Origin of the sequence: Streptomyces neyagawaensis, assembly GCF_023516595.1 — a bacterium.
GTDB classification, from domain to species: domain Bacteria; phylum Actinomycetota; class Actinomycetes; order Streptomycetales; family Streptomycetaceae; genus Streptomyces; species Streptomyces neyagawaensis.
Map to the genome: position 1 here is coordinate 103227 of NZ_JAMGBG010000019.1, position 19695 is coordinate 122921.

General features: G+C 72.3%; 12 protein-coding genes. 6 read left to right on the forward strand and 6 right to left on the reverse strand.

What is annotated here, in order from left to right:
• Positions 1-63: 63 nt before the first annotated feature.
• A complete protein-coding gene (locus tag M8J73_RS10580) occupies positions 64-558 on the reverse strand; it encodes an SUKH-3 domain-containing protein (RefSeq protein WP_055716836.1) in 495 nt (164 codons plus the stop codon).
• Between the two features lie 223 nt (positions 559-781).
• Positions 782-1291, reverse strand: a complete 510-nt coding sequence (locus M8J73_RS10585; RefSeq protein WP_055542142.1) for a YwqJ-related putative deaminase — start codon at positions 1289-1291, stop codon at positions 782-784.
• A 357-nt stretch (positions 1292-1648) separates the two neighbouring features.
• On the opposite strand from M8J73_RS10585, the gene M8J73_RS10590 reads away from it, so the two are divergent.
• The 3 genes from M8J73_RS10590 (at position 1649) to M8J73_RS10600 (ending at position 6575) form a co-directional block, all read left to right on the forward strand.
• Positions 1649-2650, forward strand: a complete 1002-nt coding sequence (locus tag M8J73_RS10590) for an SMI1/KNR4 family protein (protein WP_055542141.1) — start codon at positions 1649-1651, stop codon at positions 2648-2650.
• A gap of 7 nt (positions 2651-2657) precedes the next feature.
• Positions 2658-5477, forward strand: a complete 2820-nt coding sequence (locus M8J73_RS10595; RefSeq protein ID WP_249828518.1) for an SUKH-4 family immunity protein — start codon at positions 2658-2660, stop codon at positions 5475-5477.
• Positions 5478-5690: 213 nt separating this feature from the next.
• Entirely contained in the window at positions 5691-6575 is an 885-nt protein-coding gene (locus tag M8J73_RS10600; protein ID WP_055542515.1) for a hypothetical protein, read from the forward strand.
• A 104-nt stretch (positions 6576-6679) separates the two neighbouring features.
• Here the strand turns inward: M8J73_RS10600 and M8J73_RS10605 are convergent, their stop codons facing one another.
• The 3 genes from M8J73_RS10605 to M8J73_RS10615 form a co-directional block, all read right to left on the reverse strand.
• The gene (locus M8J73_RS10605; RefSeq protein WP_249828519.1) at positions 6680-8338 is read right to left on the reverse strand and encodes a sodium/solute symporter; all 1659 of its coding nucleotides are present in this window, start codon (positions 8336-8338) and stop codon (positions 6680-6682) included.
• The gene (locus M8J73_RS10610; protein WP_249828520.1) at positions 8335-8958 is read right to left on the reverse strand and encodes a DUF485 domain-containing protein; all 624 of its coding nucleotides are present in this window, start codon (positions 8956-8958) and stop codon (positions 8335-8337) included. Before M8J73_RS10610 ends, M8J73_RS10605 begins: the two co-directional genes overlap by 4 nt.
• Before the next feature lie 223 nt (positions 8959-9181).
• Positions 9182-10675 carry an MFS transporter gene (locus tag M8J73_RS10615; RefSeq protein WP_249828521.1) on the reverse strand — a complete coding sequence of 498 codons (1494 nt, stop codon included), beginning with the start codon at positions 10673-10675 and terminating at the stop codon, positions 9182-9184.
• Between the two features lie 484 nt (positions 10676-11159).
• Between M8J73_RS10615 and M8J73_RS10620 the strand changes: the two genes are divergently transcribed.
• Together M8J73_RS10620 and M8J73_RS10625 are read left to right on the forward strand one after the other, a co-directional pair.
• A complete protein-coding gene (locus M8J73_RS10620; RefSeq protein ID WP_249828522.1) occupies positions 11160-11948 on the forward strand; it encodes an ABC transporter ATP-binding protein in 789 nt (262 codons plus the stop codon).
• Positions 11945-14581, forward strand: coding sequence for an ABC transporter permease (locus tag M8J73_RS10625; protein WP_249828523.1), 2637 nt, complete (start codon positions 11945-11947; stop codon positions 14579-14581). Before M8J73_RS10620 ends, M8J73_RS10625 begins: the two co-directional genes overlap by 4 nt.
• Before the next feature lie 239 nt (positions 14582-14820).
• Here M8J73_RS10625 and M8J73_RS10630 read toward each other — a convergent pair whose 3' ends face one another.
• On the reverse strand, positions 14821-15375 hold the full coding sequence (locus M8J73_RS10630; protein WP_249828524.1) for a phospholipase A2: 555 nt from the start codon (positions 15373-15375) through the stop codon (positions 14821-14823).
• A gap of 706 nt (positions 15376-16081) precedes the next feature.
• Between M8J73_RS10630 and mfd the strand changes: the two genes are divergently transcribed.
• Positions 16082-19615: a transcription-repair coupling factor gene (gene mfd / locus M8J73_RS10635; protein WP_249828525.1), complete on the forward strand. Its 3534-nt coding sequence runs from the start codon at positions 16082-16084 to the stop codon at positions 19613-19615.
• Positions 19616-19695 lie beyond the last annotated feature (80 nt).

Here is a 19695-nt window from a genome sequence, read left to right on the forward strand (position 1 = left end):
GCTATGTCTGCTCGTGCACGGGTATGGCGGCGCGTGGCGGGGTGCGGGGGCGGGCGGGGTCGCTCAGCCGGCTGTCAGGCGGGTCGGGGCCGTGCCTGTGAGGAGGGTCGTGAGGGCCGCGTCGATGTGGGGGCCCAGGTACCAGTCGCCGGTGTGGTCGAGGGCGTAGGCGCGGCCGTCGGTGTCGATGGCGAGCAGCGCGCGGGTGGCGGTCTCGTGGCCGAGGGGGCAGACCTCGGTGTCGAGGGCGCGGCCGAGGTCGCCGAGGGTGCGGGCCATGTGGAGGCCGTGCAGGGGGTCGAGGTGGAGGTCGACGGGGGCGAGTTGGCGGCCGGGGCCCTGTGAGGTGAGGCGGAGGCCGCCGAATTCGGCCCAGGCCTCGACCGCGGCCGGGAAGACCGCGTGACGGTGTCCCGCGGGCGAGGTGTGCTCGCGCAGGGTGTCGGCCCAGAACTCGGCCTGCTTTATGTCCCAGCGTCCGGGCTGCCAGCCGGCGGCGCGCAGGGCGGCGTCGACGGGTACGGAGAAGCGCGTGGTGGAGGTGCGGTCGGTGTGCATCTGCCCTTTGTTCGTCGGGGGGTTCGTCGGCGGTTCGGCTGGGGGTCGGTGCGGGGGGTCGAGGGTCTCCAGGTGTCCGGTGTGCGTGAGGCGTGTGGGTGCTCGCGTAGCTGGTGACGTGTCGGGCGGGGGCGGTGGTTCCGGGGGGTTCCGGTGAGTCCGTCCGGCTCGGTGGGTTTCCTCCGGGAGGCTTCCCTCAGTACTCCTGGTGCGGGGCTCCCGTTCAGTTGCCCTCGGTCGGGTCGACGATGCGGACGCCGAAGTGGGCGCTGAGGGCGGTGCAGGAGCGGCAGGGGGTGGCGAAGCCGCCGTGGAGGGGGTCGCCGTCCTCGCGGATGTGGCGGGTGGTGAGTTTGGCCTGCTTGAGGACCTTGCGGGCCTCGCCGTTGGTCATGGGTCTGCGGGCGGCGCGCTTGCTGCGGGCCGCGTCGGCGGTGGTGATGAGCCGGGAGATGAGGATGGCCTCGGCGCAGCGGCCGGTGAAGCGGTCGCGTTGTGCGGTGGCGAGGGAGTCGAGGAACTCCTGGACGAGGGGGTGCAGGGGCGGGGCGTGGTCGCCGCGTGCCGCGGTGCCGGTGAGGGTCTCGCCGCGTACGGAGAGGGCGGCGGCGACGGTGGGCAGGATGCCGTCGCGGCGATGGAGGAGGGTGGGGGTGTGCGGTAGTTCGGTGGCGCTCCAGCCGATGCGCGGATCACCCGAGGGTCCTGCCTGCGTCGTGCTCATGATCGTCATCCCCTCCTGTCGCATCCCCCGTCAGCGGACACAGAGTGCCAAACGGCGTGGCCGGTGTGGAAGCTGGGGCGGTGCGACACGCCCGGGCTTCGGCACACGGTGAGGGTGGTGTGACGGCTGGTCACGGAAGCGGAGGGCCGGTGACCGGGGTCGCCGTACCGCATAGGCTGTCGACAACCGCGATCCGTGCGGGTCCCGCGTTCGAGTGCGGGTCCGGGGCGGGTCGGGGAGTGTGAAGGGGCCTTCGACGGGCCTTTTTCACTGCCAGTGGTCAGTCCGTACAGACGCCATGACCAGTCAGCCAGCACAGTCAGCCAGTACCAGAACAGGTCGAGAACGCCGCAGGGGGCTACCGCCATGACGACAGGTCGGCTCGGGCAGCAAGCCGCGCCGCCGAACGCGGCCTACGCCGGGCAGGTCGTGCAGTTTCCGGACCCGGTCCGGGCCGCGCGTCATCCGAGGGGTGTCCGTGTGGACGCGCACGGCTATCCGGATTTCTCGCCCTACGCGCGTGCCGCGGCGGAGATCGCCGATCCCCCGGAGGGGTTCGGGGTGGACGAGTTGCGGTTGACGGACTACGTGTCCGCGAACGCGGCGCTGGCGGCGTCGGGGCACGCGTTGTGGGACACGATTCCGCCGGTGGCGACGCCGCACGGCTGGACGTGGCATCACGTGGTGGGCAGTCGGCGGCTGGAGTTGGTGCCGGTCGAGGTGAAGGCGCTGCTGCGGCACCACGGGGGTATCGCGACGGCGCGGGTCGACCAGGGCAAGCGGGGCACGCGGCCGTTGCAGGAGACGCGGCCGGCGCACTTCGGGTTGCCGAAGTCGTCGGCGGTGGCGGTGACGGAGTCGCAGGTGCAGGGGGTCGAGGAGGACCTCGGGTACCGGTTGCCGGGCGCGTACCGGTCGTTCCTGAAGGCTGCGGGCGGTTGTGCTCCCGTGGGGGCGGCGCTGGACGCGGAGTTGGGGCTGCTGGTGGACCAGCCGTTCTTCACGGTGCGGGACGAGGCGGCGGTCAATGACCTGGTGTACGTCAACAAGTGTCTGCGGGACCATCTGACCAAGGACTACCTGGCGGTGGCGTTCGCGCAGGGTGGGCTGGTCGCGGTGAAGGTGAAGGGCGACCGGATCGGGTCGGTGTGGTTCTGCGCGTACGACGACGCCCGTGATGTGGATCCGTCCTTGCCGCCGGCCGAGCGGGTGGAGCGGCTGCTGCTCCCCGCCGGTGAGGACTTCGACGTGTTCCTGTCCCGGTTGGCGGGCAATCCGCCGGAGTTGGAGACGGTGGCGAATCTGATGGTGGACGGTGGGTTCGCCCGCGCCGTGCCGGTCGCCGCAACGTCCTCGGTGGGGGAGTGAGTTCTCGATGGTGACGTTCGCTCAGGCGCAGGAGCGCGCCGAGGAATGGATCAACGGTGATCTGCCCGCGTATCAGCATCGTGAGGTGCGGGTGCGGGAGTTCGACCTGGGGTTCGTGGTGTGGGCGGAGGACCGTGCGGACGGTCCGCGGTCCGACGGCGGCGCGCAGCGGCTGGTGATCGCTAGGGACAGCGGGGAGGCCACGTTGTGGCCGTCGCTGCCGGTGGGTGAGGTGATCCGCCGTTACGAGGAGGAGTACGGCCGGACGGAGGCGCCGCCCGCCGAGGCGCCGGCTCCTCCGGCGCGGGTGGATCTGAACCAGACGTCGTTCCTGCTGACTCCGCCGGAGTGGTTGCAGGACGCGGCGGACCGGATGGGCATCCCGGACCGCCGTTCGGGCGCCGGTGCTGGTGCCGGTTCGGCTGTCGGCTCCGGTGCTGGTGCTGGTGCCGGTGGGTCGGACGGTGCCGGGTCGCGTCCGGCGGGCTCCGTGGCCGGTGGTGCGATGCCGGAGACCTTGGCCGGGCCGTCGGGTCCGCCCTCCCCGCCCTCCCCGCCCTCCCCGGCTTCCGTCGGCGGGGCGCCGGTGCCGGCGGACGCCACGCCGTGGCCGGCGGCCGCGTCGGCGGAGGACGAGGTGCGGGACGCGGTGCCGCCGCCGAGGGACGCCGAGCCGCATGACGCGGTGCCGGGTGTGCCGGACGGGGCGACGCCGTGGGCCGGTACGGACACCAACGCCGAGATCGAGGACGACCGTTCGGTGCCGCTGCCGGACACGGTGTTCGCGCCGCAGCTGACCGAGGTGAGCGACGAGGACGACACCCCGCCGCCCAGTGCCCTGCCCGAGGCCAAGACCGCGCTGATCACCGGTGGCAGCCAGCTCCCGCGCACAGCTGTGGCTCCTGCGCTGGACCCGTCGGGGCAGCCGCAGTCGCAGCCGCCGGCCGGTCCGGCGACGCCGCCGCCGGGCACGCCGTCGTACGGGTACCCGCAGGGCGGCCCGCAGGGGCCCGGTACTCCGCCGCCGGGGCGTCCGCTGCCGCCGCACGCCGGGGACATCGCCGACGCGGCGACGAGCAAGGCGGCGCCGCCCCCGCGCAGGGGCGGCAGGAGCGGTGGGCCGGGTACGCCGCCGCCTCCGCCGGGAGTGCCGGGTGCGCCGGGTGCCCGTCCGGGCGCGACGCCCCCGCCGTCCGCTCCGGCCGGCGCGTACGTGCCGACGCAGATGGTCTCCGCCCTCGGCCCGGACGGGCCCGAGGGCGTGCCCGGCGCTCCGGGCCAGCCGGGTGCGCCGAATCCGCCGGGGGGTACGCCCGCCGGTGGGGTGCATCACGCGGCGACGATGCTGGCCGGGCCCGCCGTGGGTGGTCCGGGGGCTCCGCTGCCGCCCGGTGTTCCGGGTGCTCCGGGCCAGCCGGGTGCTCCCGGTGCCCCTGGTGCTCCCGGTGCTCCCGGTGCCCCTGGTGCGCCGAATCCGCCGGGGGGTACGCCCGCCGGTGGGGTGCATCATGCGGCGACGATGCTGGCCGGGCCCGCCGTGGGTGGTCCGGGGGCTCCGCTGCCGCCGGGTGCTCCCGGTGTTCCGGGTCAGCCCGGCATCCCGCCCGGTGGTCCCGCTCCGGTGCATCACGCCGAGACGATGCTGGCGGGGCCCGCGGTGGGCGGTCCGGGCGCGCCCGGCATGCCGCAGCCGCCCGGCCCGCCCGGTGTGCCGCCGGGCCCGCAGGGCATGCCCGGACAGCCGGGTCACCCTGGTCATCCCGGTCACCCTGGTCATCCCGGTCACCCGGGGCACCCCGGGCAGCCGATGGGCGGCCCGCCGGCGTACGGGTATCCGCAGCAGCCGACGGGGCAGCCGACCGTGGGTCCGGGCTACCAGGCCGTCCTGCGGTACCGCGCGCCCGACGGCTCCGAGCAGCAGGTGATCCGGCGTTCCGCTCCGGGCACCCCGCACCCGGAGTGGCAGATCTTCCACGAGCTGCGCGGGCTGAACATTCCGCCGGAGGCGGTGCTGGAGCTGCACACGGAGCTGGAGTCGTGCGAGCTGCCGGGCGCCTACTGCGCGCGGATGATCCGTGAGCAGTGGCCGAACGCGCGCATCACGTCCATCGCCCCCTACGGCAAGGACCACGCGAGCCGGCAGCAGGGCATGGCGCAGCTGCTGGCGCACCAGGGCGAGTTGCACCAGGTCGCGGACGGTCCGGCGCGACTCGCGCCGGTGCGTGCGCCGTTGCCGCCGGTGCAGCCGGCGCCGCCGATCCCTCCGGAGGCGATCGGGCAGGAGCTGGCGGCGGCGTTCGGGCCGGGGGTGTTCCGGTTCGACCAGCAGGCGGTGTCGCGCCAGGGTGTGCCGCCGATCGTGGCGCACACGCTGGTGGTGGCCGGACTGCCGGTGGACATGGGCCCGTTCTTCTGGGCGCAGGCCCAGCCGGGGCGTCCGGTGCCGACGCTGGCGGAGCTGGCGCAGGAGCGGGGTGTGCAGCCGGCGGCGGACGCGGGCTCGTACCTGGTGATGGGCAGCGACTTCGGCAAGGCGCTGTGTGTGCAGTACGGCACGGCGAACATCGTGGCGGTGCCGGTGGAGGCGGGGCCGGGCGGTGCGCCCGTACCGCCGCAGTTCGTGAACACCGGGCTGCCGGAGTTCGCGCGCTGCCTGGCGCTGCTGGGCCGGATGTGGCGGCTGCGGTTCGGGTTGAACCAGGAGCAGGCGGGCCGCTGGACCGTCGACTTCCAGGCGCAGCTGGCCGCCCTGGACCCGGCGGCGCTCGGCTCGCCGGAGAGCTGGTGGTCGGTGCTGCTGGAGCAGATGTGGGACGGCCTGCTGTGAGCCGCGGCCGCTGACGGCGGCGGTGTGAACATGAGGGGCCGGGCCCGGTCGTACGACCGGGCCCGGCCCCTCCGCGTTGTCCGCCGTGTCGCGTGACGCGCTTCCGCCGCCCGGCCCCTCGCCCGGAGTGTCGTGTTGTGAACACGTCTGTCTGATCCATCAAGATATGCGCCACATCGGCATTCCGTGTGCGTCCGGCGAGAGGTTCCCAGCATGAGCAGCGCACCGACGGCGCCCCACGGGTGCGACTTCGAGTTCGACGTCGTACGGCGTGGCTACCGCCCCGACCAGGTCGACGCGTGCGCGGCGGCCCTCTCGCGGGACCGTGACGCGGCGTGGGAGCGGGCGGCCCGGCTGACCGTGCTCGCCAAGGAGATGGGCGCGGAGTTGGCCCGGCTCAGGGAGACCGTCGCCGGGCTGCCCCAGCAGACGTACGAGGCGCTCGGCGGGCGGGCGCGGCAGTTGTTCGAGCTCTGCGTCGAGGAGGCGGCGGCGCTGCGGGAGGGCGGCCGTGCCGATGCCCGGCGGTTCGTCGAGGAGGCCGAGGAGGCCGCGCGGCGGCTGCGGGAGGAGTCGCGGGCGTACGCCGACCAGGTGCGCGGCGAGGCGGACGAGCGGGCCCGGCAGCGGGTGCTCTCGGCCCGGGCGCAGGCGGACGATCTGCGGATCGCGGCGCGGCTGTCCGTGAAGGAGGGGCGGACCGAGGCACTGGCCGCGCTGCGGGAGGTGCGGGAGCGCACCGAGGGCATGCTCACGGAGATCGACAAGGAGTTCGCCGAGCGGGTGGCCGACATCGAGCGGGCGGTCGCCGAGCGGGAGGCCGTGTTCGACGCGCGCCACGCGGAGCGGGTCGCCCGTGCGGAGGCCGCGGTCGTCGAGGCGGAGCGGGCTCTCGCCGAGGCGGAGCGGCACGCGGCGCAGACGCAGACGGAGGCGGAGGCCCGTGCCGCCGAGCTGATCGCGGAGGCACGGGTCCGGGAGGAGCGCGTCGCACGGGACACCGAGCGGGTCCTGCGCGAGCACGCCGAGCGCGGAGAGGGACTGAAGGTGCAGATGGACTACGTCCGCGACAGCCTGTCTGCGCTCACGGGTGACTGAGGGCCGGAGCTGAGGGCCGATGCCGGCCGGTGGCCGACTTCGGTTCAGGACCGATCCCGGCCGGGGACCGAGGGCCGGCCCCGGCCAGTGGTCCTTCGGCGGCCTCAGTCGTCGCTGCCCCTCCCCACCGCTCCCGCGAGGATCCAGCCCTCCACCGCCTCGTACTGCCTGCGCTGTTCCGCCGCCTTGCCGCGACCGGACCACACCGTGCCCAGCCAGCCGCAGGCGAAGCCCAGCGGGATGGAGACCAGGCCCGTCGTGGTGAAGGGGAACCAGTTGAAGTCGGCGCGCGGGAACGCGGCGAACGGGGAACCGGACACGAGGTTGGTGCCGGTCATGAGGACCAGGACGGCGAGCGTGCCGCCGATGAGCGTGCACATCAGGCCCGTACGGGTGTAGCGGCGCCAGAAGAGGCCGTACACCAGGGCGGGTGCGATCGCCGAGGCGCCCAGGCAGAACGAGAGCGTGACCAGCGGCTGCAGACTGTGGTTCTGGACCAGTGTGGCGAGGACGATCGCGGTGACACCGACCGCGCCCGCGGAGAGCCGGGCGATGGTCATCTCACGGCGGGGTGTGAGGGGTTCGGACGCGACGGCCGCGAAGACGTCGTGGGCCAGGGAGTTGGCGCACGCGAGGATCATGCCCGCCACCGAGGCGAGCAGCGTCAGGAACACCGCCGTGGCGACCGTGGTGAACAGCAGCGTCTCCGCCGTGGACACCTCCGTGCCGAACGCCGCCATCGAGCCCAGCAGATAGGCCGTGTTGCCCTGGGCGTCGGCCGCCGCGATGACCTCGCGGCCGATCAGGGCCGTCGCGCCGAAGCCGACCACGGAGATGATCAGCACGAACAGGGCGACCGACGGCACCGCCCATGACAGCGAGCGGCGGACCTGACGGGCGTTGCGCGCGGTGTACATGCGCATGGTGACGTGGGGCAGGCAGGCGCCGCCGAGGACGACGGTCAACTGGGCGCTGATCATGTCGAGTTCCGGGTACGGGCCGCCCGAGAACTGGAGCCCGGAGTGGAGGTAGCCGGTGCCGACACCGCTCTTCGCCGCCGCGGCGCCCAGCAGCAGTCCGGGGTCCCAGTCGAACCTGTTCAGGATCAGTACGGCGATGATCCCGCCGGAGCCGAGCAGCATCACGATCTTGATGATCTGGATGAGGGCGGTGCCCTTCATCCCGCCGATCGCCGCGTAGCCGATCATCAGCGCGCCGACGATCACCACGACACCGGTCTTCAGACTGTCGTTGGAGAAGCCGAGGATGAACGCCAGCAGGTCACCCGTGCCGGCCAGCTGCACCAGCATCATCGGCATCAGCGCCGCGAGCGTCACGACGCACGCCGTGATGCGCACGATCCGGCCGGGCATGCGCCGGGCCAGCGCGTCGCCCATCGTGAACCGGCCCGCGTTGCGCAGGGGCTCGGCCAGCAGGAACATCAGCAGCATCAGGGACAGGGCCGTGCTGAGGGCGAGGACGACACCGTCGTAGCCGAAGAGGGCGATCACCCCGCCGGTGCCGAGGACCGTCGCCGCGGAGATGTAGTCGCCGGCGATCGCCAGGCCGTTGCGCATGGGGGAGAGCGAGCTGTAGCCGGTGTAGAACTCGTCGAGGTCGTCCCGGTCGGGGCCCGTCATCACGCACAGCAGCAGCGTGACCGTCGCGATCGCGGTGAACCCCACGAGCGACATGGCCTGCGCCGATCCGCTGAACTCGGTGAGGACACCGGCGGCGGTCGGGAGGGAGGCGGCGGTGATCATCGGGCGGGCCCCCACGAGGAGTTCTGGTTGGTGCCCCGTCGGGGGGTGCGGTCCGTGCTGCGGCGGGTGCGGTCCGCCTCGCGCTTGGCGTCCCGGCGCGCCTCGGCCTCGGCGAGTCGGCGTATCCGGTCCGCGAGCGGGTCCACGCGGCGGCGCGCGGTGCGTTCGTACAGCCAGATCGCCAGACAGGTCACCGGCACCTGGAGCAGCCCGAGCAGCAGCCCCGTCGACAGCCCGCCGGTGACCGTGCCCGTCATGAACGACGGGGCGAACGCCGAGAGCGTCAGGAACAGCATGAAGTAGCCCAGCGCGGTCAGCGTCGCCACCCGCCGCTGCCAGCGGTACGCGCTGCGCAGCAGACGCAGGTCGCTGTGGTGGTGCAGGAGGGGGTCGTCGGACTCGTCGGGGAGCGGCGGCGCGAGGGGCGCCTCGAACCCGGACGGGTACGGCGTCGCGTACGTGGGCGAGGAGTGCGGCGCGTAGGTGGGCGAGGAGTGCGGCGCGTAGGTGGGTGAGGACTGCGGTCCGCCGTACGCGGGGGAGGGGTGCTGCGGATGTGAGGGTGGGTGGGGTGGGTGGTAGGGGGGTCGGTGCGGGGGTGACGAGAACGGGTCGGTCATCCCTTGTCTCCTTGCGTGGCTCTGGTCCGGTGCCTGCGGACCGCAGGGAGCGGGGGGCGGGCGTGAACGCTACCTGTGGGTTCGGTACCGCGCGACAGTTTCTGCAAACTGAGCGGTCGGTATGCGCTTTCTTCTTGGAACCTCCACTGACCTGGGGTGTTACCCGGATTAACTCAGGTTTTTTCGGAGGGTCCTCTGCCGTGCCGCTGCCGGGCCGCGGTGCTCAGTCCTTCAGTACCGGGAACCTGCGCGGCGCCACCACCAGCAGCACCAGCAGCGCGACCGTCGCCGCGCACGCCGCTCCCAGGTACACCGCGTGGACCGCCTCCGCGACCGCGCGGCGGACCGGCTCCGCCGTCGTGCCCGCGTCCAGACCGTGGGTGACCGCGTCGAGGTCGCCCGCGCCACCCAGGCGGGAGGCCAGCACGCCGTTCGCGACCGCGCCGAAGACCGCAGCGCCCAGGGTCTGGCCCGTCTGGCGGCAGAAGAGGATCGACGCCGTCGCCGTGCCCCGCTCCTCCCAGCCCACCGTCGACTGGACGCCCACGATCAGCGGGAGCTGGAACAGGCCCAGCGCGGCGCCCAGCAGCAGCATCAGCAGGGTCGGCTGCCAGGCCTCGCCCGGGTAGGGGAGGAACGGGAACGCGAACAGCAGCAGCGCCGCCGCCGTGATGCCCAGGATCGCCGTGTCCCGGAAGCCGATACGGCGGTAGACGTGCTGGCTCAGGGCCGCCGACACCGGCCAGCTCAGCGTCCAGATGGAGACGACGAAGCCGGCGGCCACCGGGGCCAGGCCCAGGACCGACTGGGCGTAGGTCGCCAGGAACACCGTCGGCGCCACCATCAGCAGGCCCAGCGCGGCCAGCGCCAGGTTCACGGCCGCGATCGTGCGGCGGCGCCACACCCAGCCGGGGATGATCGGTTCCGCGGCGCGGCGTTCGATCAGGACCAGCGCCACGACGAGGGCGACCCCCGTGCCCAGCAGGGTCAGGGAAGGCCAGGACAGCCAGGCCCAGGCCACTCCGCCCTGCACCAGCGCCGTCAGCAGGGCGCCCCCGCAGGCGAAGATCGTCAGGGCGCCGGCCCAGTCCACCCGGGGCCGCGCGGTCCGCTCCCGGACCGGCTCGTGCAGATGCCGGACCAGGAGCCACAGGGCCGCCGCGCCGAGCGGGAGGTTGATCAGGAAGATCCAGCGCCAGTCCGCGTAGGCGGCGAGGACCCCGCCCACGCCGGGGCCGGCCACCGCGGACACCGCCCACACCGTGGACAGCTTGGACTGGATCTTGGGGCGCTCCTCCAGGGGGTAGAGGTCGGCCGCCAGCGTCTGCACCGTGCCCTGGAGCGCCCCGCCGCCGAGGCCCTGGACGACCCGGAAGGCGATCAGCGCGCCCATGTTCCAGGCCAGCGCGCACAGCAGCGAGCCCAGCAGGAACAGGGCGGCGCCCGCGATCAGCACCGGCTTGCGGCCGAAGGTGTCGGAGAGCTTGCCGTAGACGGGGAGGGTGACGGTGACGGCGAGCAGATAGCCCGAGAACAGCCAGGAGAAGACGGAGAAACCACCGAGGTCGGCGACGATCTGCGGGACGGCGGTCGAGACGATCGTGGAGTCCAGCGCGGCCAGGCCCATGGCCAGCATGAGCGCGGCGGTGACCGCCCCTCGTCTGCCGGATCCGGTGGGCTGTGCCGAGTCGCGTAGCGCGGGTCGTGTCTCGCCCACAGGATTCCTTCCCCCTGCATCTATCTGCCGGGGACCACCATGCCACTTGTCCCTCACGTCACGGCAGGGTGCAACCTCACTGCGCCGGAAGGTGGAGTCGAACCCTGAGACCGGCTCCACCCCTCGGTGGAGGTCCCTTAGGGGTATCTCCGTACTCCGACCAGGGGCGGGTTCGTACCGCCGGAGGAAGAGACGGGACGGTACCCGTCCTTAACCTGGCTTTACGCCGCTGGGGGGCGGTGCAACCGGGGTCCACGGGGGTGGGGACCGGACCCGCGGGGGTGGGGGCCGGACCCATGGGGGTGGGGGCCGGACCCATGGGGGTGGGGGCCGGACCCATGGGGGTGGGGTTTTCCCCAGCAGAAGACTGCGCCGAGCACCAGCGCGCGGGACACCCCTGGGCCACCAGACTCAAGGCACCACCGAGCGACAGCACCACCGCTGAGCAACAGCACCATCTGTTGACCGACTTAGGAGACATACCGTGACATCGGCTGTGACCATCACTAGGCACGGGGGTACTGGAGGGCGTACGGCCGTTGCCGCACGGGCGCGGCAGGTCGTGAAGGCGTACGGGTCCGGTGAGACCCGTGTCGTCGCCCTCGACCATGTGGACGTGGACATCGCGCGGGGTCGGTTCACCGCGATCATGGGGCCCTCGGGGTCCGGCAAGTCCACGCTCATGCACTGCCTCGCCGGACTCGACACCGTGACGAGCGGTCAGATCTACCTCGACGAGACCGAGATCACCGGTCTGAAGGACAAGAAGCTCACGCAGCTGCGCCGGGACCGGATCGGGTTCATCTTCCAGGCGTTCAACCTGCTGCCCACGCTGAACGCCCTCGAGAACATCACGCTCCCCATGGACATCGCCGGGCGCAAGCCCGACAAGGAGTGGCTCGGCCGGGTCGTGGAGACCGTCGGGCTCGCCCAGCGGCTGAAGCACCGGCCCACCCAGCTCTCCGGCGGCCAGCAGCAGCGCGTCGCCGTGGCCCGGGCCCTGGCGGCGCGCCCCGAGATCATCTTCGGGGACGAGCCGACCGGCAACCTCGACTCGCGGGCCGGCGCCGAGGTGCTGGGCTTCCTGCGGCGCTCCGTCGACGAACTGGGCCAGACCATCGTGATGGTCACCCACGACCCGGTGGCCGCCTCCTACGCCGACCGCGTGCTGTACCTGGCGGACGGGCGCATCGTCGACGAGATGTACCAGCCGACGGCCGACCAGGTCCTGGACCGCATGAAGGACTTCGACGCCCGGGGGCGCACGTCATGAGCGTGATGAAGACATCGATGCGCAACTTCTTCGCGCACAAGGGACGGATGGCGCTGTCGGCCGTCGCGGTCCTGCTGTCGGTGGCGTTCGTGACGGGCACCCTCGTCTTCACCGACACCATGGGCACCACCTTCGACAAGCTGTTCGCGGCCACCTCCTCCGACGTCACGGTCTCCGCGGCCGGCGGTGAGTCCGACGAGGTGTCCCGGACCGGCCGCCCCGACTCCCTGCCCGCCTCCCTGGTGAAGGAGGTGGCCGCGGTCGAGGGCGCCAAGTCGGCCGAGGGCGCCGTCTCCTCGATGGACGTGACCGTCGTCGACCGCGACAACAAGAACATGGGGTCCTCCACCGGCGCCCCCACCATCGCGGGCAACTGGACGAAGAACGACCTCCGTTCCATGGAGATCACCTCCGGGCACGCCCCGCGCGGCCCGACCCAGGTGATGGTCGACGCCGACACCGCCGACAAGCACGGACTGAAGCTCGGTGACGAGCTGCGCACCATCACCGTCGGCGGGGACATCACCGCCCGGATCGTCGGCATCGCCTCGTTCAAGGTGACCAACCCCGGTGCCGCCGTCGTCTTCTTCGACACCGCCACCGCCCAGCGCGGACTCCTCGGCGCCACCGGCCGGTTCACCCAGGTCAACGTCACCGCCGAGGCGGGCGTCAGCGACATCCGGCTGAAGCGGAACGTCAGCTCGGCCCTGGCCACGCTCACGGCGGGGACGGAGCAGGGCGGCAAGGGCGAGCAAGGCGCGAAGGGCGCCCAGGAGACGGCGTACAAGGTCCGTACGCAGCAGGAGACCGCGGACGCCAACCGCAGCGACGTCGACGAGTTCATGAACGTCATCAAGTACGGGATGCTCGGCTTCGCCGGGATCGCGTTCCTCGTCGGCGTCTTCCTGATCATCAACACGTTCTCGATGCTGGTCGCCCAGCGCACCCGCGAGATCGGTCTGATGCGGGCCGTCGGATCCTCCCGCGGACAGGTCAACCGGTCGGTGCTCGTCGAGGCGACGCTCCTCGGCGTCCTCGGCTCGCTCATCGGTGTCGGCGCGGGCGTCGGCCTCGCGGTCGGGCTGATGAAGCTCATGTCGGCCGTCGGCATGGAACTGTCCACCCGCGACCTGACGGTGCGGTGGACGACCCCCGCCATCGGCATGCTGCTGGGCATCGTGGTCACCGTCCTCGCGTCCTATCTGCCCGCCCGCCGCGCGGGCAAGGTCTCCCCGATGGCCGCGCTGCGCGACGCCGGCACCCCGGCGGACGGCAAGGCCGGACTCGTACGGGGCCTGGTCGGCCTGGTGCTCACCGGCGCCGGTGCCTTCGCGCTCTACCTGGCGGCCACCGCCGACCAGGCGAAGCAGGGCTCGCTGATCCTCGGCGTGGGCATCGTCCTCAGCCTCATCGGCTTCGTCGTGATCGGCCCGCTCCTCGCGGGCGGTGTCGTGCGGGTGCTCAGCGCCGTACTGCTGCGGGCCTTCGGACCCGTCGGCCGGATGGCCGAGCGCAACGCGCTGCGCAACCCCCGCCGCACTGGCGCCACCGGCGCGGCCCTCATGATCGGCCTGGCCCTGGTCGCCTGCCTCTCCGTGGTCGGCTCCTCCATGGTGACCTCCGCCACCGCCGAGCTGGACAAATCGGTCGGCGCCGACTTCATCATCACCGCGGGCAACGGCGGCAAGCCCCTCAACCCCGCCACCGTCAAGGCGGTCGAAGGGGTCGAGGGCCTCGGCCACGTCACCCGGATGAAGGAGACCCCGGCCAAGGTGACCGCGCCCGACGGCACCTCCGAGTCGGGACAGCTGCTCGCCGCCGAGGCCACCTACGCCGAGGACCTGCGCCGCGAGACCGTCTCCGGTGACCTCGCGGCCGCGTACGGCGACGACGCGATGTCCGTCGGCTCCGAGTTCGCCGAGAAGGCGGGCGTGAAGGTCGGCGACACCCTGACCGTGGCCTTCGACGGGGGCCGCACCGCGAAGCTGAAGGTCGCGGCCATCACCTCCGACGACACGGGCCTCGACCAGGGCGCGATGTACACCAACCTCACGACCGTCGAACGCTATGTGCCGGCCGAGCGGGTGCCGCTGGACACGGCCCTGCTCGCCAAGGCGGACGAGGGCAGCAAGGACCAGGCGTACGCCGCGCTCAAGACGGCCGTCGCCAAGGACCCCACGGTCAAGGTCATGGACCAGACCGACTACAAGCAGGCCCTCCAGGACCAGGTCGGTCAGCTGCTCAACATGGTGTACGGCCTGCTGGCCCTGGCGATCGTCGTCGCGATCCTCGGTGTCGTGAACACCCTCGCCCTGTCGGTGGTCGAACGCACCAGGGAGATCGGCCTCATGCGGGCCATCGGCCTCTCCCGCCGCCAGCTGCGCCGCATGATCCGCCTGGAGTCCGTGGTGATCGCCCTGTTCGGCGCGCTGCTGGGCCTGGGCCTGGGGATGGGCTGGGGCGCCACCGCTCAGCGGCTCCTCGCCCTGGAGGGCCTGGAGGTCCTGGACATCCCGTGGCCGACCATCATCGGTGTCTTCATCGGCTCGGCGTTCGTGGGCCTGTTCGCCGCCCTCGTCCCGGCGTTCAGGGCGGGCCGGATGAACGTCCTCAACGCGATCGCGACGGACTGATGGCGGCGGGGAAAGTGCCGGGGACGCCCTAGGCGGACCGGCTCCTCGGACCGGTACGGGGGTCCCGCCCGAGGGGCTGTGAAGGGCGGGGGACGGCGGGGCGTGGGAGTGATCCCCACGCCCCGCCGTTCTCGTGCCCGCCTGCTCCTGCGGCTGCTCGCCGTCTGCTCCTGCGGCGGCGGTGTCGCCTGGTCCCGCGCGGTCGGGCGGGGACGTGCGGGGGGCGGGCGAGGGCGGCGTCAGCCGGCGGCGCGGACGGCCTGGTAGTACTTCTTCGCCGTCTTCAGGCACGCGGCCTTGGCCTGCTTGCGGATGGGCGGGGTCAGCGGGTCGGCCCAGAACTTCTGTCCGCAGGCACGGTTCATGTCGCCCAGGAATGCCTTGTCGATCCGGAGTTTGTGGGACCGCTTGAATGTGGCCTTGCCCGCGATCGTCTTGTAGTTGCGGTATCCGAAGTCGTGCCGGTAGCAGGCGAACGAGAAGTCGTACCCGCCCCAGATCTTCTCCGGAGACGAATTGCAGTAGTTGGTGCTCCAGTTGAACTTGTACTTCGTGATCGCCGGCTTGTGCTGCCGGTACTGCCCGAGCGCCGTGTACCACTTGGTCTGCGAGCCGGACGAGTTCCCCGTCAGGGTGCTCAGCTTCGACAGCTTCTGCGCCTTGGTGACGCCGGCGACCGCCTGTGTGGACGCCCCACCGTCCGCCCCGGGACCGGCGAGGGCGGGTGCGGCGCCGGTCAGTAGAAGAACCGCCGAAAGGGTCGCGCCGGGAATTACTCTGCGTAACGTGGTCATGGTTTTCTCCGTTTCTGGTTGGCTGCTGCTCGGGAAGCGATCGCCACGGTGCCATGTCCACGGAGGGGCGCCAATTGTCCCTTGGTGCAGTGCGCGGAATTGAAGAAGGTGTTCCGTATTCCCGTGGAATGGGATAGGGAGTCGGGGGCGGGGCCACCCGGGCGAGGCCGACAGCAGCATCGAAAGCAGCGCGGCGCCTTGAGGAGCGCGGTGCCCTGAGGCGGGCGGTGCCCTGAGGGGCGCGGGGAACTGCGCGAGGAACCACGACGAGGCGGTCAGCCGAAAGTGGACCGCAGCCACCGAAAGGGGCGCGGGGAACTGCGCGAGCGACCACGACGAAGCGGTGAGTCAAGAGCCGACCGCAGGCACCCCCGAGGGGCGCGGGGAACTGCGCGAGCGACCACGACGGTCCGCAGCCGAGCGAGCACCGCAGGCCCCTCTCCTTCCTCCGCGGGGCCCGGGGACGCAGCCCCCGCGGGGTCGAAGGGACCGAGCCCTTGGGGACGGGACGGGTGAGGGCGGCGGGGGCGAACCCGGCGGGCCGACCCCCCTGACAAGGCCCACCACGGTTGTCCACAGGCTCCGCACCACCCCCACCACCCGTCGTACCCTGGACACCCCCGGCCCCTCCCATGAGGTCGGGCGCTCGTGTTGCCCCCGCTGTACCCCAGCCGCAGCCTGACCCCCCGGACGGGAAACGCCCTTCATGAGCCTCCACGGTCTGCTCGACGCCGTAGTCAAGGACGCCCCCCTCGCGGAAGCGATCAGGGCGGCGGCCGACGGCCACCGCACCCACGTCGACCTGGTCGGCCCCCCGGCGGCCCGGCCCTTCGCCGTCGCGGCCCTCGCGAGGGACGCCGGCCGGCCCGTGCTCGCCGTCACGGCCACCGGCCGCGAGGCCGAGGACCTCGCGGCCGCCCTGCGCTCCCTCCTCCCCCCGGAGGGCGTCGTCGAGTACCCGGCCTGGGAGACCCTCCCCCACGAGCGCCTCAGCCCCCGCAGCGACACCGTCGGCCGCCGCCTCGCCGTCCTGCGCCGGCTGGCCCACCCGCGCCCCGACGACCCGGAGACCGGCCCGGTCCAGGTCGTCGTCGCCCCCGTGCGTTCCGTCCTCCAGCCCCAGGTCAAGGGCCTCGGCGACCTGGAGCCCGTCTCCCTGCGCAGCGGCGAGAGCGCCGACCTGAACCGCACGGTCGAGGCGCTCGCGGCGGCCGCGTACTCCCGCGTGGAGCTGGTCGAGAAGCGCGGCGAGTTCGCCGTACGCGGCGGCATCCTCGACGTCTTCCCGCCCACCGAGGAACACCCCCTCCGGGTGGAGTTCTGGGGCGACGACATCGAGGAGATCCGGTACTTCAAGGTCGCCGACCAGCGCTCCCTGGAAGTCGCCGAGCACGGCCTGTGGGCACCGCCCTGCCGTGAGCTCCTCCTCACGGACGACGTGCGCGAGCGCGCCCGCGCCCTCGCCGAACGCCACCCCGAGCTGGGTGAACTCCTGGGCAAGATCGCCGAGGGCATCGCCGTCGAAGGCATGGAATCCCTCGCCCCGGTCCTCGTCGACGACATGGAGCTGCTGATCGACGTCCTGCCGAAGGGCGCGATGGCGGTCGTCTGCGACCCGGAGCGGGTGCGCACGCGCGCCGCGGACCTGGTGGCCACCTCGCAGGAGTTCCTCCAGGCGTCGTGGGCGGCCACGGCGGGCGGCGGCGAGGCGCCGATCGATGTCGACGCGGCCTCCCTGTGGTCCATCGCGGACGTCCGCGACCGCGCCCGTGAGCTGGACATGATGTGGTGGTCGGTGTCGCCGTTCGCCGCCGACGAGGAGCTGGACGGGGACACCCTCAAGCTCGGCATGCAGGCCCCCGAGACCTACCGCGGCGACACCGCGAAGGCGCTCGCGGACACCAAGGGCTGGCTCGCCGACGGCTGGCGCACGGTCTTCGTGACCGAGGGCCACGGCCCCGCCGCCCGCACGGTCGAGGTCCTCGGCGGCGAGGGCATCGCGGCCCGTCTGGAGGCCGACCTCGGGAAGATCGCCCCCTCCGTGGTGCACGTGGCGTGCGGCTCCATCGACTACGGCTTCATCGCCCCGTCCCTGAAGCTCGCGGTCCTCACCGAGACCGACCTGTCCGGGCAGAAGGCGGCCGGCAAGGACGGCGCCCGCATGCCCGCCCGCCGCCGCAAGACCATCGACCCGCTCACCCTCGAATCGGGCGACTACATCGTCCACGAGCAGCACGGCGTCGGCCGCTACATCGAGATGGTCCAGCGGACCGTGCAGGGCGCGACCCGCGAGTACCTCGTCGTCGAGTACGCCCCCGCGAAGCGCGGCCAGCCCGGCGACCGCCTCTACATCCCCACCGACCAGCTGGAACAGATCACCAAGTACGTCGGCGGCGAGGCACCCACGCTGCACCGCCTCGGCGGCGCCGACTGGACGAAGACCAAGGCGCGCGCGAAGAAGGCGGTCAAGGAGATCGCCGCCGACCTGATCAAGCTCTACAGCGCCCGCATGGCCGCCCCCGGCCACTCCTTCGGCCCGGACACCCCCTGGCAGCGGGAGCTGGAGGACGCCTTCCCGTACGCGGAGACACCCGACCAGCTGACCACGATCGCCGAGGTCAAGGAGGACATGGAGAAGACGGTCCCGATGGACCGCCTGATCTGCGGCGACGTGGGCTACGGCAAGACGGAGATCGCGGTCCGCGCCGCGTTCAAGGCCGTCCAGGACGGCAAGCAGGTGGCGGTGCTCGTCCCCACGACACTGCTGGTGCAGCAGCACTTCGGCACGTTCAGCGAGCGGTACTCGCAGTTCCCGGTCAGCGTCCGGGCCCTGTCCCGCTTCCAGACGGACACCGAGGCCAAGGCCACCCTGGAGGGGCTGCGCGAGGGCTCGGTCGACATCGTCATCGGCACCCACCGCCTGTTCTCCTCCGAGACCAAGTTCAAGGACCTCGGCCTCGTCATCGTCGACGAGGAGCAGCGCTTCGGCGTCGAGCACAAGGAGCAGCTGAAGAAGCTCCGCGCCAACGTCGACGTCCTGACGATGTCCGCGACTCCGATCCCGAGAACCCTGGAGATGGCGGTCACCGGCATCCGGGAGATGTCGACGATCACGACACCCCCGGAGGAACGCCACCCGGTCCTGACCTTCGTCGGCCCGTACGAGGAGAAGCAGATCGGCGCGGCCATCCGCCGTGAACTCCTGCGCGAGGGCCAGGTCTTCTACATCCACAACCGGGTCGAGTCGATCGACCGCGCGGCCGCCCGGCTGCGTGACATCGTCCCCGAGGCACGCATCGCGACCGCCCACGGCCAGATGTCGGAACAGGCACTGGAGCAGGTCGTCGTCGACTTCTGGGAGAAGAAGTTCGACGTGCTCGTCTCCACGACGATCGTGGAGTCCGGCATCGACATCTCCAACGCGAACACCCTGATCGTGGAGCGCGGCGACACCTTCGGCCTGTCCCAGCTCCACCAGCTGCGCGGCCGCGTCGGCCGAGGTCGCGAGCGGGGCTACGCGTACTTCCTCTACCCGCCGGAGAAGCCGCTGACGGAGACGGCGCACGAACGCCTCGCCACGATCGCCCAGCACACCGAGATGGGCGCGGGCATGTACGTGGCGATGAAGGACCTGGAGATCCGCGGCGCGGGCAACCTGCTCGGCGGCGAGCAGTCCGGCCACATCGCGGGCGTCGGCTTCGACCTGTACGTCCGCATGGTCGGCGAGGCGGTCGCGGACTACCGGCGCCAGCTGGAGACCGGGGAGATCGAGGAGGAGCCGCCGCTCGAGGTCAAGATCGAGCTGCCGGTCGACGCGCACGTCCCGCACGACTACGCGCCCGGCGAGCGGCTCCGTCTCCAGGCGTACCGGGCCATCGCCTCCGTCAACACCGAGGCCGACATCACCGCGGTGCGCGAGGAACTCGTCGACCGCTACGGCAAGCTGCCCGAGCCGGTGGAGAACCTGCTGCTGGTGGCCGGGCTGCGGATGCTCGCGCGGGCCTGCGGCGTCGGCGAGATCGTGCTCCAGGGCAACAACATCCGCTTCGCGCCGGTGGAGTTGCGGGAGTCGCAGGAGCTGCGCCTGAAGCGGCTCTACCCCGGCACGGTCATCAAGCCGGCCGTCCACCAGGTGCTGGTCCCCCGCCCGAAGACGGCGAAGGTCGGCGGCAAGCCGCTGCTCGGGCGGGAGTTGCTGGGGTGGACGGGGGAGTTCCTGGCTTCGATTCTGGGGTCGTAGGTGCAGGTGCCGTAGGTGTAGGTGTAGGTGTGAGGGGGGCGGGGGGCGGGGTGCGCCGGGGCCCGGCGCCGCGTTCCGTC

What these genes read in the sequence shown, in the direction of transcription:
- M8J73_RS10600 (WP_055542515.1), top strand. Translation starts at nt 5,691, where the DNA reads ATGAGCAGCGCACCGACGGCGCCCCACGGGTGCGACTTCGAGTTCGAC.
- M8J73_RS10580 (WP_055716836.1), bottom strand. Translation starts at nt 558, where the DNA reads ATGCACACCGACCGCACCTCCACCACGCGCTTCTCCGTACCCGTCGAC.
- M8J73_RS10585 (WP_055542142.1), bottom strand. Translation starts at nt 1,291, where the DNA reads ATGACGATCATGAGCACGACGCAGGCAGGACCCTCGGGTGATCCGCGC.
- mfd (WP_249828525.1), top strand. Translation starts at nt 16,082, where the DNA reads ATGAGCCTCCACGGTCTGCTCGACGCCGTAGTCAAGGACGCCCCCCTC.
- M8J73_RS10610 (WP_249828520.1), bottom strand. Translation starts at nt 8,958, where the DNA reads ATGACCGACCCGTTCTCGTCACCCCCGCACCGACCCCCCTACCACCCA.
- M8J73_RS10625 (WP_249828523.1), top strand. Translation starts at nt 11,945, where the DNA reads ATGAGCGTGATGAAGACATCGATGCGCAACTTCTTCGCGCACAAGGGA.
- M8J73_RS10630 (WP_249828524.1), bottom strand. Translation starts at nt 15,375, where the DNA reads ATGACCACGTTACGCAGAGTAATTCCCGGCGCGACCCTTTCGGCGGTT.
- M8J73_RS10595 (WP_249828518.1), top strand. Translation starts at nt 2,658, where the DNA reads ATGGTGACGTTCGCTCAGGCGCAGGAGCGCGCCGAGGAATGGATCAAC.
- M8J73_RS10590 (WP_055542141.1), top strand. Translation starts at nt 1,649, where the DNA reads ATGACGACAGGTCGGCTCGGGCAGCAAGCCGCGCCGCCGAACGCGGCC.
- M8J73_RS10605 (WP_249828519.1), bottom strand. Translation starts at nt 8,338, where the DNA reads ATGATCACCGCCGCCTCCCTCCCGACCGCCGCCGGTGTCCTCACCGAG.